Below are 13,938 nucleotides of genomic sequence, written 5' to 3'. Positions count from 1 at the left end.
ATCTGTAGTAGATTTAACGGTAAGAACTAAAAAAGAAACGTCTCTAGAAGATATTAAAGCAGCAATGAAAAAAGCAGCTGATGGTTCTATGAAAGGTGTTTTAGGTTATACTGAAGATGCTGTTGTATCTCAAGATTTTGTGAGCGAAGAAAGAACAAGTGTTTTTGATGCCGATTCAGCAATTGAATTAAACTCAAAATTCTTTAAGCTTGTTTCATGGTATGATAACGAATTTGGTTACTCAATTAAATTAGTAGATTTAGCTTTAAAAGTTAATTCTCTTTAATAATATTCATTTTAAATCCGTAGTTGATGTTGCTTTATAGTTTCATTTATCTACGGATTTATTTTTAACTTACCGTCATGATTTTAATAACAGATAGCGGCTCTACAAAATGCGATTGGATTGTCATTGATAGTAATGGAGAACAAATCCATGAAAAAATACGTACTAAAGGACTTAATCCTGCAATTTTAAAAGAAAAAAAATTAGACAAAATCATTAGGAAAAGTGATGAGCTGATGCAATTTAAAAATCAGGTCACACATGTGTTTTTTTATGGTGCTGGATGCGGAACTACAAAACCAAAATTAATGCTTTCAGAAATATTAGAGTCTATTTTCAGTAATGCTGTAGTTGATGTTCAAGAAGACACAATGGCTGCAGTGAGAGCAACAATAAATCATAACTCTGAAGCTTCTGTAGTTTGTATTATGGGTACAGGTTCTAATTGTAGCTATTTTGATGGAAGTAAATTACACCAACGCGTACTATCGTTAGGTTATACTTTAATGGATGATGCCTCTGGAAACTATTATGGTAAAGAATTGATCAAAGACTATTATTTTAATTACATGCCAGAAGATATTAAAATAGCTTTCGAACATAAGTATAATTTGGAAGCAGATTTTATCAAATACAATCTTTACAAGCAACCGAATCCAAATGCCTATCTAGCAAGTTTTGCTGAATTTATGTTTTTAAATAAAGAATCCAAATATATTATTGAACTTATAAAAAAAGGAATTCGTGTGTTTACAAAAAACATGATTTTTCAATATAAGGAAGAATTAAAAACCGTACCAGTACATTTTGCTGGTTCTATAGCATTTTTTGCTGAAGACGAAATCCGTCAGGTAGCAGATGAACTAGGATTTACTGTTGGAAATTTTGAAAGACGTCCTATTGAAGGTCTAGTGAAATATCACGTTAATCAATTAAAAAATTGATAAATAAATCATTTCTATAACAAAAAAGGGTATTAGTTTAACACTAATACCCTTTTTTTGTTTATTTAATATAATCCTACTTAATCCATCCTTTTGCAGTTGACATTTTAGCAAACCATACTAAAAAAGCACAGACTAAAATAACCATAATTGGCATTACTGGACTTGCACCTTCAACAGTAAATATAATATATAATTGTTGAATTGTAGCTGTAATAAATGAGATTACAAATAGAACAAACGCCCATTTTTTTCTAATTAATAAAGCCAAACATCCTAAAGCACCACAAAAAACAGCTAGCGCAAATGCAGCAGTATACCAAGCTGGGTGTTCTACTAAAAATTCTGCTTGTTGTTCCTCTGGAAGTGCAGCAATCATGTCTTCTGTCATAAAAGCATGAGTGAGGTACATTAAAACTCCCATTCCATTCCACAAAAGTGCAACTACAGCAATAATCCAAAACCATACTGGTGGTTTTGTGTTTGATAATTCAGTCATAATATTTAAAATTTAGTTAGTTATCGATAACAATTTATGAAAATAAACTATAAAATATAAAAAAACCTTCCTTGTTTTGCGATTTTCGCAAAGCCAAGAAAGGCAATAACTTTTAAGAAAACTGATGTTTAATCTTCTACAACATGCAAAACAGGTGTTTTATTTACCCATTTTCCATTTTTAGATTCACCAAGGATGAGTACGTCTTTTGATTGTTCGTATTCCTTAATGGTTCTCATCATTTGTTCTTTAGTATCTCTATGAAGTTTAATACCAGAATTTTTTCCTTTGTTTCTTATTTCGATATAAAATCCATCTCTGAATTTTATAGGCTTTGTTGGAGGTCTTCCCATGGATTATATTTTATGAAGGATTCAATTTGCATATTAGTGAAAATAAAATAGATATGCAAGCCTTCGTTTAATTTAACAAAAGTAAATATGTAAAGAACAACATAATAGCAATTTAGATAACTAATAATTATTAATTTATTGATGAATACTATACCGAAAAGATTTTATACTTTTAGCTAGAGCCTATTATTAAATTTATCATGAAAGTTAAAACTAAAAAAAGAGCTTATAAAGCGACAAATCTTCCTCCTGGAACAATGAAATATAAAGGGAAGAAGCAGTCTCTAAAGACAGTTATTGATATTATTAATTATTCTAATCAAGCGTTTACAAAAATTGATTGTAATGATGTTGAAGACGGTTTTAATTTTGAAGGTAATCAACAAGTAACTTGGATTAATATTAACGGACTCAATAATTTAAAAGATATAGAAAAATTAGGAACACATTATAATCTACATCCTTTAACCTTAGAAGATATTGTAAATACGAGTCAAAGACCTAAGTTTGAAGAATTTCAAAACTATTTCTTTGTGGTATTCAAAATGTTATACTTTGATGACAAGGATATATTACAATATGAACATTTGAGTATGGTTGTTGGTCCAGATTATGTTCTCACATTTCAAGAAGCTGATGGCGATGTATTTGATAATCTTAGAAATAGGATAGAAGTTGCTAAAGGGCGAATCCGATCTCAAGGAGCTGATTATCTAATGTATGCTATACTTGATGCTATTGTTGATAATTATTTTACAGTCATTGAAGCAGTTGGTGATAAAATTGAGGACTTAGAATCTAATATTTTTGAAACGCAAACAAATAATTCAACAACACCTAACCAAATCCAAGACTTAAAACAAGAAGTTTTAAAAATTAGACGTTCTATTTTACCATTGCGAGAAGTTATCAATCGACTAGAAAAATCAGATAACACAATCATTAATGTAAAATCTCAAAGTTATATTAGAGATTTATACGATCATATTATTCAAGTAAACGAATCTATAGACCTATATCGAGAAATGGTTTGGGGTTTAATGGATATGTATATGACTATCATTAGTAACAAAATGAATGAAGTCATGAAAGTACTTACCATTATTGCAACAATTTTTATTCCGCTTACGTTTATTGCAGGAATCTATGGTATGAATTTTACCAATATGCCAGAGCTTCAATCGGAAAATGGTTACTTCATTCTGCTTGGTGCTATGTTTGTACTTTTTATCATTATGTTAATTTATTTTAGAAACAAAAAATGGCTTTAACATAATTTAAGTTAAATAAAACTTAACATCGTTAAAGGTCGTTAAACCTCTTGTCAAATTTCAAATAACCTGTAGTTTATATAGTGTAATTAATTATTAACACTAAAAAATTTATAAAAATGAGTTATTTGAACATGAAAGATGAAAAGTTAATACCAGTTGTTGTAGAATTAAATACACTTTTAGCTAACTACCACATATACTACCAAAAGCTAAGAAGTTTTCATTGGAATATTTTAGGAGAAAACTTTTTTGATTTACACAACAAGTTTGAAGAATTATACACAGATGCTCGAACAAAAATTGATGAAGTTGCTGAACGTATATTAACGTTAAGACATCATCCAATGAGCAATCTAAGTGATTATCTAGAAATTTCAAAAGTTAAAGAAGTGTCTCCTTTAAAAACAGATAGAGACATGGTACTAGAAATTCTAAGTGATCATAAAATACTACTAGGCCAAATGACTGAAGTCATTGATAAGGCTGAAAATGCTTCAGATGAAGGTACAATTGATTTAATTGGTGCCTACATTAGAGAAATGGAAAAAACGAGTTGGATGCTCAATGCATGGACTAAAAACACATCAGACAAACTTAAAGTCGATACCATTTCATAACAAATTAATAAAAACATTTAATCATCACAGTCTTTGTAGACTAAAAAGTAACGTGTATCAAACCAACATTTGATATTGGTTTGATGACATACTATACCATAAACTATTTTTAAACAGAAAAGAAAATGAAAGAGCAATTAAATACAGCATTCAGCAACTTAACAAATAAACTTATAGGTTGGTTTGATGCTATCATACAAAATATTCCCAATTTAGTTCTAGCAATTATTGTACTTGTAAGTGCTTATTATATAGCAAAATATGTTAATAAGATAACCTATAAATTGGTTTCAAAGAAGGTTCAACAAGAATCTATTAGCAGTATTATTTCAAGAATAAGTGCCGTTTCAGTAGTGCTTCTAGGGTTATTTCTTGCATTAGGAATTTTAGATTTAAGTAAAACCTTAACTTCATTATTAACTGGAGCAGGAGTAGCTGGATTAGTTATTGGTTTAGCGCTACAAGGTACATTATCAAACACTATTGCTGGTATAGTAATTTCGTTTAGAAAGAAAATACAAATTGGTAATTGGGTAGAAACCAATGGATATTCAGGTGAAATTATTGATATTAATTTAAAGGACTTTACATTAAAAGAAGCTGATAATAATATGGTGGTAATTCCAAATAAAATGATTTTGGAAAATCCATTAAAAAATTACTCGCTAACTACCAAAATGAGAGTGTTTATTGAATGTGGAGTGGGTTATGAATCCGATTTAGAATTTGTTGAACAACTTACAAAACAAACAATCGCTAATACTTTTGATCAAGTAAAAACTCCAGAAGATGTTGAGTTTTATTACACTGAATTTGGAGGTAGTTCAATAAATTACCTTTGCAGATTTTGGATAGATGCTGAAAGTATGCTTGAAAAATTAAAATCAAAAACAAAAGCTATAATTGAAATAAAAAAGGCTTACGATAAAGAAGGTATAAACATTCCTTTCCCTATCAGAACATTGCAATTTGATAATAAACTCAATGTAAAAGCACCAGAATTGCAAGAGGCTTTTTCTAATAATTAAAATAGAACCATAAGTTCTGATCGTCAGATACTAAAAATACAAACCTTAAAACTTTAAAAATATGTTACGTTGGACAATCACATTTATCATAATTGCAATAATCGCTGCCATTCTAGGATTTGGTGGAGTAGCTGGAGCATCAGCTGGAATAGCTAAAATATGCTTCTATATTTTCATAATACTATTTGTACTCTCACTAGTTAAAGGCCTTATTAAGAAGTAATTGAAACATTATAATCATTATATTAATCTAAAACATATCAAAATGAAAAAACTCACATATATATTTATCGCATTATTTAGTCTTAGTTTAATCACTACAAGTTGTAGAGAAGAAAAATCTACTGGTGAAAAAATAGAGGAAGTAGTTGAAGAGACTGGTGAGGCTATTGAAGACACTGCAGATGATGTCAAAGATGAAGTTGAAGATGCTATAGATGACAACTAAATAATAAAATAAAATTTTAATACACTAAAGGTCTCGATTTTAAGTCGAGACTTTTTTTGTAATTTTAAACTGAAAATAAACTAACTATGGCAACTCCTAAATTCAACAAAAACATACTAGAATTCTTCAAAACATTAGAAAAAAATAATAATCGTGATTGGTTTAATGAACACAAACCAGAATTCAAAGCCAATGAAGCTGTTGCTAAAAGCGCTTATAAGCAAATATTCGATAACCTAAATGCACATGATCAAATTGAAAAATTTAAGATGTTTCGCATTTATCGTGATGTACGTTTTTCAAAAAACAAACTGCCATACAAAACACATTTTGGAGGTTCATTTAGTAGAAAAAAACCTGAATTAAGAGGTGGTTATTATTTGCATGTTCAACCAAATAATGAATCGTTTATTGCTACTGGATTTTGGGAACCAAATAAAGAAGACTTATTACGAATTAGACGAGAATTTGAACAAGACGATCAAGAGATCAGAGAGATTATTAATGATAAAACCTTCAAAAAAGTTTGGGGAGAATTCGTTGGTAATGAATTAAAAACGGCTCCACGTGATTTCGATAAAGAACATCCTGCTATCGATCTCATTAGAAAAAAGCAATTTATTTTCACTAAAAAGTATTCAGATACAGAAGTAACAAGTGCAAATTTTATAGATAATGTTGATACTTCATTTAAGGCTATACGACCATTTTTTGACTATATGAGTGATGTACTCACAACAAATCTAAATGGAGAATCCATCATTTAAATAGCTTTCGCTAAAGGCTGAGTAAACAATTGAATATTACTTACCAAACGCTCCTTTACAATATTCATCATACGCTTATTTAAAGCTGAAGAGTTCTGGATATACAATTGATATTCTTCCACAGTAAACTGTCCGATAATCATACCTTTTACTGAATTTCTAAACTTCATATCTTTATTAATAGCATTTTCAATATAAGCCATTTGTTTAGGTAAGGATAAATCATAAAAGACATTTTTACGTTTATCGATATAGTTTCTAAACACAACTACAAGCAAATGATTTTGCATTTTAATAATCGGACGCAAGGTTGCGTTTTGAAAACATTCGTCTTCAGACATATTTGAATTCACATGTGCAGAAGCGATAATCGGACGTATCGCTTTTAAATTTGTAGATCGATCATTCATGGCTTTTTATTTTAACTAAAAATAGATATTATGATTGCCTGAAACTTGATACTATATATATATTGTTAACTGTGTTATTAACAAATACAATTTTTAAATTCTGAGATTGATTAATGCAATGTCAATTTGTTCTATTTAAAGAGACAAACTTATATCTTTGGTAAAAAGAATTATATGAGATTTCACACACGCAAATGGGTTAAACCACAAGATTTAAATCCGAATCAAACATTATTTGGTGGCCAGTTGTTAGCTTGGATTGATGAAGAGGCTGCTTTGTATACGATTATTCAATTAGAGAACTCTAAAATTGTTACGAAATACGTTTCAGAAATTAATTTCATGGCCTCAGCAAAACAAGGTGACATTGTAGAAATTGGCATTGAAGTTATAAAATTTGGCAAATCGTCATTAACTTTAAAATGCGAAGCGCGTAATAAAATGACTAGAGAAACCATATTAACAGTTGATAATATTATTATGGTCAACTTAGGCGAAGATGGTAAACCTGCACCACATGGTAAAACTGAAGTCGAATTTGTGCGAGATCGATTAGAAGACTAATTTAAATTAATTTAGACCTTCAAAATTAGTAGGATATTCAAAAACTTCTAAATTAAAATAAGACACAGCGTCAAGAGCATGATCAAAAAGATCTGCCATAATGTATTCGTAATTTTCCCAACGCTTATCGCTACTAAAACAGTAAATCTCTAAAGGCAATCCATGAGGTGTGGATTCTAGTTGCCTTACCATTATTGTCATGTCTTTATTTACTGCAGAGTGATTTTCAATATAGGTTTGCATGTATTTTCTAAATACACCAACGTTGGTTAGATTTCTTCCGTTTATTAAAATTGATTTATCAATATCATTTTCAGAATTAAAATTAGAAATATCATTTTGACGAGATTCTAAATAATCAGATATCAACTGAATGCCTTTCAGTTTTGTAATATCAGCTTCCGTTAAATAACTAATACTTTTAGCTTTCAGAATAATAGAACGCTTAATACGTCTACCACCAGAAGATTGCATACCTCTCCAGTTTTTATAAGCATCAGAAATGAGCGCATAAGTCGGAATATTGGTGATAGTCATATCAAAATTCTGGACTTGAACAGTCGATAAGTTAATTTCAATAACAGCACCATCAGCTCCATATTTCTCCATAGTAATCCAGTCTCCAATTCGGACACTATCATTAATTGCCACTTGAATACTAGCCACAAAGCCTAAAATAGTATCTTTAAAAATCAATAATAAAATAGCTGATGCTGCACCGAGTGTGGTAAAGAATTTAAGAAATGATAAGTCAATAATAATTGCTAGGATAGAAGCAATACCAATGATCCATAAAAACAACATTGCTACTTGAATGTAACTATCAATAGGCTTATCTTTAAGTTGTGGTATTGTTTTAAAATAGGACTCAAACGTTTTTAAAACACTTCTAATGATCCAAATGGTTAATACAATGCCATAGACTTTAATTATCATGACGATATATGTCTCAAACTGTGGAAAGTCATGAAATACTATGGGAAACAATTTAATACTAAGCACCAAAGGCACCAAATGAGCAATCCGTCTAGGTGCGCGATGTTTAACTAATAAATCATCAAAATTGGTTTTCGTGTTTTCAGAGAAACGATTTGAAAAATTTATGATTATTCGTCTTGTTAATCGATCTGCAATGAAAAGTACAATTGCAATAATGATGAATAGGCAAATCATATTGAGATACTTCGCAGTAACTTCAGAAACACCTAAGGACATAAAATGATCGAAAAAGAAATGACGAATGCGTTCCATTTAGTTAGCTTTTTTTAAGTAGGTTCTATCCACATAAAACGTTCCGAAAGGAATCACAGAAGCGGCAAGAACAATGAGTAATGTTTTACTGTTCCATTTGAGTTTTGGAGCTAATAAAACTGCCATTACAATATAAGCTATAAACAATAAACCATGAGGCATTCCAAGTAGTTTTACATACTGTGGATCATCAGCTAAATACTTAATTGGTGTCGCAATAAAAAGTAATAAAATATAAGAAATTCCTTCTAATAAAGCAACAATTTTAAAGCTATTAAATAATGAAAACATAGAATTGATATTTAGATACAAAAATACCTTATATCACTTATTTTATCTAGTTTTTTGATTACTTTTTTAGATCATGTATAAGCATCAAAAAAGCTACTGAATTCACAGTAGCTTTTTATTGGATTAATTAAACTATAAGTGGTTAAGCTTACTATTCGTTAGAATTCATCAATGCAAAAAACTTATCGATATTTGGTAGAATAACAATACGTGTTCTTCTATTTTTTGATCTATTTTCTTTTGTATCGTTATCTACAAGCGGTTGATAGTAACTACGACCAGCAGCAATTAATTTTTCTGGAGCGACACCATGATCTTTCTGTAATTTTTTAACTACTGAAGTTGCTCGTAACACACTTAAATCCCAGTTATCTTTTACTGAAGCTGTACTCTTTAATGTTTTATTATCTGTATGACCTTCAACCATTATATCTAAACTTTCTTCAGAGTTTACGACATTCGCAATTTTTTGAAGAATTTCATTTGCCTTTTTACTAATTTTATAACTACCAGAATCAAATAGCATTTTATCTGAAATTGAAATCATTACGACAGTCTCTTCAATATTAATTGAGATATCTTCATCTTCTTCAATATTATCCAAAGATGATTTTAAGTTGAATTGCATCGCTAAATTCATAGAATCTTTTAATGTTTTTGCTGTTGCCATATAAGCAGGAGGTACTTTTTTTAGTGATTCTCTTAAAGCTACTTTCTGATTTTCAGAAATGACTGCACCATCAACATTAACTAGTTTAGCATTATTGTCTTCAGTTAATGAATTAATTTTTGCATTATAATCATTTACACGTGCTTCAATAGCAGCAAATTTACCTTCAAGTTCTTCTTTTTCAACCTTTGTTTTAGTAAGCTCACTTTTGATTTGTCCGTTTTCAGTTTCAAGAGCGACATATTTTTTCTTTGATACACAGGCTGTTAAAAATAAAGCTGATAATACAATTACAGAAATTCGTTTCATAATGTTTTAATTTGAGTTTTAGTTTATATAGTTATCTACGGAAGTAAACCAGATATGGATTTTTTAAAGGCTTACTTTTTATTAACAAGCCGTTTTTTATTTCTGAATAGTTCAACTATATTTATACATCTACAATACAACCTACAAAGGCTATGAGTATATTTAATAATAATCGAAAATCATTGATAAACAAAAAGAGCATTTCAAAATACTTACTATATGGAATAGGAGAAATCACACTTGTAGTCATAGGAATATTGATTGCCATAAATATTAATAATTTCAAAGAAAAAAAAGCTTCTGAAAATAAACTAAAAACCTATCTCAAAGTTTATAAACAAGATTTAGAAATCGATACGTTAATTATCGGTCAGGCTTTAAAATATGTAGGTGATAGAAAACAATATTTTCAAATGTTCTTGAGTGATACTGTTTCGCAAAGCAGTTATGCAACAAATCCTCAAGGTTATGGAATTACATTATCGTATTTTCCTTTCAATCTACAACAAAAGGGGATAGGGCTACTAGAAAATTATATCAACGACACAGAAATTGAACAAGATTCAGTAATTACAGATCTACTAGCGAGTCATCGTATTTTAGAAAACTTTGTAAATACTTCCATAGATAAAATTAGTAGCGATATCGATAATAACATGTTGTATCTAAAAGAGAATGAACCTTGGGTAGCAGATTTACTTCAAGGCAAACTTAATGACCCTGAATTGATGTCATATTACTTAAGCAAGAAATATAAAGCACGATTAGCTGTTCATTCTGGATTAATTTATGGCAATCTAGAACCTCAATTAAAAAACCTTTTGAACTTTCATAAACAAACGATAAGTAAACTCGATGAACGCTTAAAAAAGAAGTAAGACCATGAAACTATTCAATAAACAGCGTTTTAATTTAATACCAAGTAAACACATGAAGAAGTACATATTGTATGCCATAGGTGAAATTATTCTTGTTGTTATTGGTATTTTGATTGCATTAGCTATTAATGACAGGAATACTAAGATTGCTGATGAAAAAGAACTAGAAAGAATTATAACGTTGATTGAAGTAGACTTACAAAACGATTTAGTTGAAGCTAAAGATATTCTTAAAAGTACAAAAGACAACTACAAATTATTAACGAATGTCTTATATAATTCTAAATTCAAAGACTCAATTGAAGATTGTGTCGATTGCAGATATATTATGACTCAAGGTCAAGTTGCTAGTTTTAATTCAAAAGGGTATGAGCTTCTTACAAGATTCAATAAAGAAGTAAAAACAACAAATAAGGCAGTAGATTCATTACTCAATTTTTATGAAAAATATGATCGTAATTTCTTTGATTTTCAAAATGAAATCATTTTGAATGAAGTCGTAGATAACATGAAATATTTAAGAGATAACTTCGACTGGTATTCTGAATATTATATTGGTTCAACTTGTAATGATCAATGTCTAGAATACTTTCAAAGCAGTGATTATATTAATCGTTTAACGTACTATGAAGCATTGTTCTTTGATAATTATTTATATCTAATCGATAGTTATCAGAGTGATATAAATAAAATGATTCACTTTTTAGACTTAAGAAAATCATGAAATTATTCAATAAACAGCGTTTTAATTTAATACCAAGTAAACACATGAAGAAGTATCTATTGTATGCCATAGGTGAAATTGTATTGGTTATTATTGGGATTTTAATCGCATTAGGCATTAGCAATTGGAATCAAAATAAACAGCTTAAAAACGATAATATTGATTTACAAAAAAAAGTATTGGTACGATTAAAGAAAGATATTATTACTGTTCAAAATTTTCAAAAAGACATAGACACATTAAATCAAACCTATCTAAAGGTGTTAGATCGTAAATACGATAAAAGTAAAGTGAATGAAAATGGAGTAGTGAGTACAATTTTATTTGAAATGAACACCTTGCGAATTGATCAAGAATTAAATAATTTAATAGAAAATGCTGAATTAGATGACAGTGAAACGTCTCAAGAACTTATCAATTTAAATAGTACTTATCGACAGTATATGAAGTACTTTGAAAATATTGAAAAGTTAATTTTTGATAAAAAAACAGCCAATTTAGCTGAGTTAGAGAAGACACAACCTTGGTATACAGATTTGATTACTGATTTTGTGTGTCGTAATGATTGTATTAAGTATTTATTGTATGATGAAGGACATAAATCTAGGATTGCATCATCACGTTTTTTAATTGCTAGTGGTTACGGATCAATTGTAAATGAATTCGAAGAGATTCTAGTAGAATATAAAGATGAGCTTGAAGATGCATTATCAACGAAATGATTAATACAGGTTTCAAAACGTTTATGGCATCATCTTTGAATACTATTAAATAATTATTAAACAATACATTATATTACAATGAGTAAAGGAACAGTAAAATTCTTCAACGATGCCAAAGGTTTTGGTTTTATAACTGAAGAAGGTTCAGACAAAGATCACTTTGTACACATTTCTGGATTAATCGATGAGATTCGTGAAGGCGATGAAGTTGAATTTGAATTAACAGAAGGAAAAAAAGGATTAAACGCTATAAACGTAAAAGTTATTTAAACATACGCTTAACCGAAATTCTAAAAGCCCATCACAATGTGATGGGCTTTTTTATTGTATTTGAATAATTTTTTAGAGCACATTAAAGATTATAAATCCATAAATAAAGATGCGCAAGATTCTTAAGGATCCATAGATCATCACACTTTTAAATGGAAATTTAATGATCCCAGCAGTCATGCATGAAATAGCAAAGGGAACAGGTAATAATGCACCAATAATGATTAAAAATCCACCCCATTTTTTTGAGTTTTTTAGTTGCTTTTTCATTTTCACTTCTAAATAGCGATGCACAGATGGTATTTTAGTAAAAATTAGTCCTAAGCAATACGATGTTAATCCACCAAAATAAGACAAACCAGCCAATATCGTTAAGAAATACCAAGGCGAAGCCATTTTTCCAGCCCAAGCAATAAATATTTCAGGAGGAATGAGTCCAAGAATTGTTTCTGATAAGTAGAAAAAACTCAATACACCAAACACAGGAAGAATTTCAGTGAGTGCTACTAAAGATGCATTGATATCTACAAATTGATTCGTAATAAAAATTGCAGCAATAAAAGCAACAATATAAGGAAGAGCCGTTTTAATTGCAGACCATATAAAATCGTAAAATCCAGTATAACTATAATATTGATGCAAAAGTTGTAATCGGGATTTTTCCGAAGTAGAGCGAGTACGTGTAGGTTTCATTTGTAGGTTAAGTTTAGTTGGTAAATTTGGGATAGTAAATATAATATATGATTTTAATAATCGATTAAAATGTGTTTTTTTTCGATGAAATGCACAATTTTTTCTAATTTATAATAATTGAGCATGATGATCTTGTTTTTAATATTTGAGATAATTGTGTATTCAAAGTTTAAATTTTTCAGAAGACTAATACTACATACTATTCGAAATAATTTATCCAGTGGATGAATTATAGAGAATACACAAACTATGTGGAATGGTGTGAGAACATTGAATAATTCTATTTTACATAATATAAATTATAGTACAAATGCATTTGTATAGCTGTTTACATCAATGGTTCATTTGATAGCTATAATTCTATACTATGTAAAATACCCTAGAATAATTCGTCTATTAAAGACTACCGAGAATTTAGGGTCATTAAAACTATTTAATCGGTTTGCTTCGCAGAGTTGTTTTTATTTAAAATTTGGCTTGCTAGAATACTTAGGCACGTTTGTACTATAATTTGACGTTATGTAAAATATCCGCTGCCAACCGCATGATTGTTTTTACAAATCAAATTGCTTCTTGCAATTTATTTATAACACAATTTTCCAACGCTTGCCACCGCATTTAAAAAGCTAGTTTTGAGATGTTATTGAAATTTTGGCTTATTTGAACAATTGTGCGTAATATTTTTTTCTAAGTGATTCTAAGAGAATTTGCCATAAGAGCTTAAATTTTAAAAGAATAAAATTCTAAGCCCTTATTCTATTATTGCTTCTATTTAAGTTTTTTTTGAGTAATCTCTTTATTATGTAAAATAGAACTAACTAGAATATTTTGAACTACTTAAGTTTTATTAAATCTTTTTTTCTTGATAAAAAAAGAAACAAAAAAATCATGACTGCATATAATTTTGGAAACAATTACGTTTCGTTACACTATATTTTAG

General features: G+C 29.1%; 19 protein-coding genes and 1 pseudogene. 13 read left to right on the top strand and 7 right to left on the bottom strand.

Annotated features, from left to right (window positions below; all coding sequences use genetic code 11):
• A pseudogene (locus AB8B90_RS00100) lies at positions 1-286 on the top strand (type I glyceraldehyde-3-phosphate dehydrogenase); the annotation flags it as partial.
• Positions 287-363: 77 nt separating this feature from the next.
• Positions 364-1,230, top strand: a complete 867-nt coding sequence (locus AB8B90_RS00095) for an N-acetylglucosamine kinase (RefSeq protein ID WP_405332300.1) — start codon at positions 364-366, stop codon at positions 1,228-1,230.
• 76 nt (positions 1,231-1,306) lie between these two features.
• On the opposite strand, the gene AB8B90_RS00090 is transcribed toward AB8B90_RS00095, so the two are convergent.
• Positions 1,307-1,729, bottom strand: coding sequence for a hypothetical protein (locus AB8B90_RS00090; protein ID WP_405332297.1), 423 nt, complete (start codon positions 1,727-1,729; stop codon positions 1,307-1,309).
• Between the two features lie 128 nt (positions 1,730-1,857).
• A complete protein-coding gene (locus AB8B90_RS00085; RefSeq protein ID WP_405332295.1) occupies positions 1,858-2,082 on the bottom strand; it encodes a hypothetical protein in 225 nt (74 codons plus the stop codon).
• A gap of 200 nt (positions 2,083-2,282) precedes the next feature.
• On the opposite strand from AB8B90_RS00085, the gene corA reads away from it, so the two are divergent.
• From corA to AB8B90_RS00055, 6 genes are all read left to right on the top strand, one after another.
• A complete protein-coding gene (gene corA, locus AB8B90_RS00080) occupies positions 2,283-3,353 on the top strand; it encodes a magnesium/cobalt transporter CorA (RefSeq protein ID WP_405332292.1) in 1,071 nt (356 codons plus the stop codon).
• 119 nt (positions 3,354-3,472) lie between these two features.
• Positions 3,473-3,973 (top strand): Dps family protein, encoded by a 501-nt coding sequence (locus AB8B90_RS00075; RefSeq protein WP_405332289.1) that lies wholly within the window; start codon positions 3,473-3,475, stop codon positions 3,971-3,973.
• 125 nt (positions 3,974-4,098) lie between these two features.
• On the top strand, positions 4,099-5,001 hold the full coding sequence (locus AB8B90_RS00070; RefSeq protein WP_405332287.1) for a mechanosensitive ion channel family protein: 903 nt from the start codon (positions 4,099-4,101) through the stop codon (positions 4,999-5,001).
• 61 nt (positions 5,002-5,062) lie between these two features.
• Entirely contained in the window at positions 5,063-5,224 is a 162-nt protein-coding gene (locus tag AB8B90_RS00065; RefSeq protein WP_405332284.1) for a DUF1328 domain-containing protein, read from the top strand.
• Between the two features lie 42 nt (positions 5,225-5,266).
• Positions 5,267-5,449, top strand: a complete 183-nt coding sequence (locus AB8B90_RS00060; protein WP_405332281.1) for a hypothetical protein — start codon at positions 5,267-5,269, stop codon at positions 5,447-5,449.
• 86 nt (positions 5,450-5,535) lie between these two features.
• Positions 5,536-6,216: a DUF2461 domain-containing protein gene (locus AB8B90_RS00055; RefSeq protein ID WP_405332278.1), complete on the top strand. Its 681-nt coding sequence runs from the start codon at positions 5,536-5,538 to the stop codon at positions 6,214-6,216.
• On the opposite strand, the gene AB8B90_RS00050 is transcribed toward AB8B90_RS00055, so the two are convergent.
• Positions 6,213-6,626 carry a glyoxalase gene (locus tag AB8B90_RS00050; RefSeq protein WP_405332275.1) on the bottom strand — a complete coding sequence of 138 codons (414 nt, stop codon included), beginning with the start codon at positions 6,624-6,626 and terminating at the stop codon, positions 6,213-6,215. The two genes, AB8B90_RS00055 and AB8B90_RS00050, sit on opposite strands and share 4 nt — an antisense overlap.
• Positions 6,627-6,800: 174 nt before the next feature.
• Here AB8B90_RS00050 and AB8B90_RS00045 point away from each other — a divergent pair, with 174 nt between their 5' ends.
• A complete protein-coding gene (locus tag AB8B90_RS00045) occupies positions 6,801-7,190 on the top strand; it encodes an acyl-CoA thioesterase (protein ID WP_405332273.1) in 390 nt (129 codons plus the stop codon).
• A 6-nt stretch (positions 7,191-7,196) separates the two neighbouring features.
• Here the strand turns inward: AB8B90_RS00045 and AB8B90_RS00040 are convergent, their stop codons facing one another.
• From AB8B90_RS00040 to AB8B90_RS00030, 3 genes are all read right to left on the bottom strand, one after another.
• A complete protein-coding gene (locus tag AB8B90_RS00040; protein WP_405332270.1) occupies positions 7,197-8,441 on the bottom strand; it encodes a mechanosensitive ion channel family protein in 1,245 nt (414 codons plus the stop codon).
• Positions 8,442-8,732 carry a DUF3817 domain-containing protein gene (locus AB8B90_RS00035; RefSeq protein WP_405332267.1) on the bottom strand — a complete coding sequence of 97 codons (291 nt, stop codon included), beginning with the start codon at positions 8,730-8,732 and terminating at the stop codon, positions 8,442-8,444.
• 151 nt (positions 8,733-8,883) lie between these two features.
• Positions 8,884-9,711 (bottom strand): flagellar motor protein MotB, encoded by an 828-nt coding sequence (locus AB8B90_RS00030; RefSeq protein ID WP_405332264.1) that lies wholly within the window; start codon positions 9,709-9,711, stop codon positions 8,884-8,886.
• A gap of 152 nt (positions 9,712-9,863) precedes the next feature.
• Here AB8B90_RS00030 and AB8B90_RS00025 point away from each other — a divergent pair, with 152 nt between their 5' ends.
• The 4 genes from AB8B90_RS00025 to AB8B90_RS00010 all read left to right on the top strand — a co-directional run bounded on the left by AB8B90_RS00025 (position 9,864) and on the right by AB8B90_RS00010 (position 12,305).
• Positions 9,864-10,589, top strand: coding sequence for a DUF6090 family protein (locus tag AB8B90_RS00025; RefSeq protein ID WP_405332262.1), 726 nt, complete (start codon positions 9,864-9,866; stop codon positions 10,587-10,589).
• A gap of 52 nt (positions 10,590-10,641) precedes the next feature.
• On the top strand, positions 10,642-11,313 hold the full coding sequence (locus AB8B90_RS00020) for a DUF6090 family protein (RefSeq protein ID WP_405332260.1): 672 nt from the start codon (positions 10,642-10,644) through the stop codon (positions 11,311-11,313).
• 44 nt (positions 11,314-11,357) lie between these two features.
• On the top strand, positions 11,358-12,035 hold the full coding sequence (locus AB8B90_RS00015; RefSeq protein WP_405332257.1) for a hypothetical protein: 678 nt from the start codon (positions 11,358-11,360) through the stop codon (positions 12,033-12,035).
• Between the two features lie 78 nt (positions 12,036-12,113).
• A complete protein-coding gene (locus AB8B90_RS00010) occupies positions 12,114-12,305 on the top strand; it encodes a cold-shock protein (protein WP_405332255.1) in 192 nt (63 codons plus the stop codon).
• Positions 12,306-12,377: 72 nt separating this feature from the next.
• On the opposite strand, the gene AB8B90_RS00005 is transcribed toward AB8B90_RS00010, so the two are convergent.
• Positions 12,378-12,998 (bottom strand): YqaA family protein, encoded by a 621-nt coding sequence (locus tag AB8B90_RS00005; protein WP_405332252.1) that lies wholly within the window; start codon positions 12,996-12,998, stop codon positions 12,378-12,380.
• Between the last annotated feature and the right edge of the window lie 940 nt (positions 12,999-13,938).

Origin of the sequence: Psychroserpens sp. (assembly GCF_045105015.1) — a bacterium.
Classification (GTDB): Bacteria; Bacteroidota; Bacteroidia; order Flavobacteriales; family Flavobacteriaceae; genus Psychroserpens.
The sequence above is the reverse complement of the archived record's forward strand: the minus strand, read 5'-3'. Positions and strand labels throughout refer to the sequence as shown.

What these genes read in the sequence shown, in the direction of transcription:
- AB8B90_RS00095 (WP_405332300.1), top strand. Translation starts at nt 364, where the DNA reads ATGATTTTAATAACAGATAGCGGCTCTACAAAATGCGATTGGATTGTC.
- AB8B90_RS00090 (WP_405332297.1), bottom strand. Translation starts at nt 1,729, where the DNA reads ATGACTGAATTATCAAACACAAAACCACCAGTATGGTTTTGGATTATT.
- AB8B90_RS00085 (WP_405332295.1), bottom strand. Translation starts at nt 2,082, where the DNA reads ATGGGAAGACCTCCAACAAAGCCTATAAAATTCAGAGATGGATTTTAT.
- corA (WP_405332292.1), top strand. Translation starts at nt 2,283, where the DNA reads ATGAAAGTTAAAACTAAAAAAAGAGCTTATAAAGCGACAAATCTTCCT.
- AB8B90_RS00075 (WP_405332289.1), top strand. Translation starts at nt 3,473, where the DNA reads ATGAGTTATTTGAACATGAAAGATGAAAAGTTAATACCAGTTGTTGTA.
- AB8B90_RS00070 (WP_405332287.1), top strand. Translation starts at nt 4,099, where the DNA reads ATGAAAGAGCAATTAAATACAGCATTCAGCAACTTAACAAATAAACTT.
- AB8B90_RS00065 (WP_405332284.1), top strand. Translation starts at nt 5,063, where the DNA reads ATGTTACGTTGGACAATCACATTTATCATAATTGCAATAATCGCTGCC.
- AB8B90_RS00060 (WP_405332281.1), top strand. Translation starts at nt 5,267, where the DNA reads ATGAAAAAACTCACATATATATTTATCGCATTATTTAGTCTTAGTTTA.
- AB8B90_RS00055 (WP_405332278.1), top strand. Translation starts at nt 5,536, where the DNA reads ATGGCAACTCCTAAATTCAACAAAAACATACTAGAATTCTTCAAAACA.
- AB8B90_RS00050 (WP_405332275.1), bottom strand. Translation starts at nt 6,626, where the DNA reads ATGAATGATCGATCTACAAATTTAAAAGCGATACGTCCGATTATCGCT.
- AB8B90_RS00045 (WP_405332273.1), top strand. Translation starts at nt 6,801, where the DNA reads ATGAGATTTCACACACGCAAATGGGTTAAACCACAAGATTTAAATCCG.
- AB8B90_RS00040 (WP_405332270.1), bottom strand. Translation starts at nt 8,441, where the DNA reads ATGGAACGCATTCGTCATTTCTTTTTCGATCATTTTATGTCCTTAGGT.
- AB8B90_RS00035 (WP_405332267.1), bottom strand. Translation starts at nt 8,732, where the DNA reads ATGTTTTCATTATTTAATAGCTTTAAAATTGTTGCTTTATTAGAAGGA.
- AB8B90_RS00030 (WP_405332264.1), bottom strand. Translation starts at nt 9,711, where the DNA reads ATGAAACGAATTTCTGTAATTGTATTATCAGCTTTATTTTTAACAGCC.
- AB8B90_RS00025 (WP_405332262.1), top strand. Translation starts at nt 9,864, where the DNA reads ATGAGTATATTTAATAATAATCGAAAATCATTGATAAACAAAAAGAGC.
- AB8B90_RS00020 (WP_405332260.1), top strand. Translation starts at nt 10,642, where the DNA reads ATGAAGAAGTACATATTGTATGCCATAGGTGAAATTATTCTTGTTGTT.
- AB8B90_RS00015 (WP_405332257.1), top strand. Translation starts at nt 11,358, where the DNA reads ATGAAGAAGTATCTATTGTATGCCATAGGTGAAATTGTATTGGTTATT.
- AB8B90_RS00010 (WP_405332255.1), top strand. Translation starts at nt 12,114, where the DNA reads ATGAGTAAAGGAACAGTAAAATTCTTCAACGATGCCAAAGGTTTTGGT.
- AB8B90_RS00005 (WP_405332252.1), bottom strand. Translation starts at nt 12,998, where the DNA reads ATGAAACCTACACGTACTCGCTCTACTTCGGAAAAATCCCGATTACAA.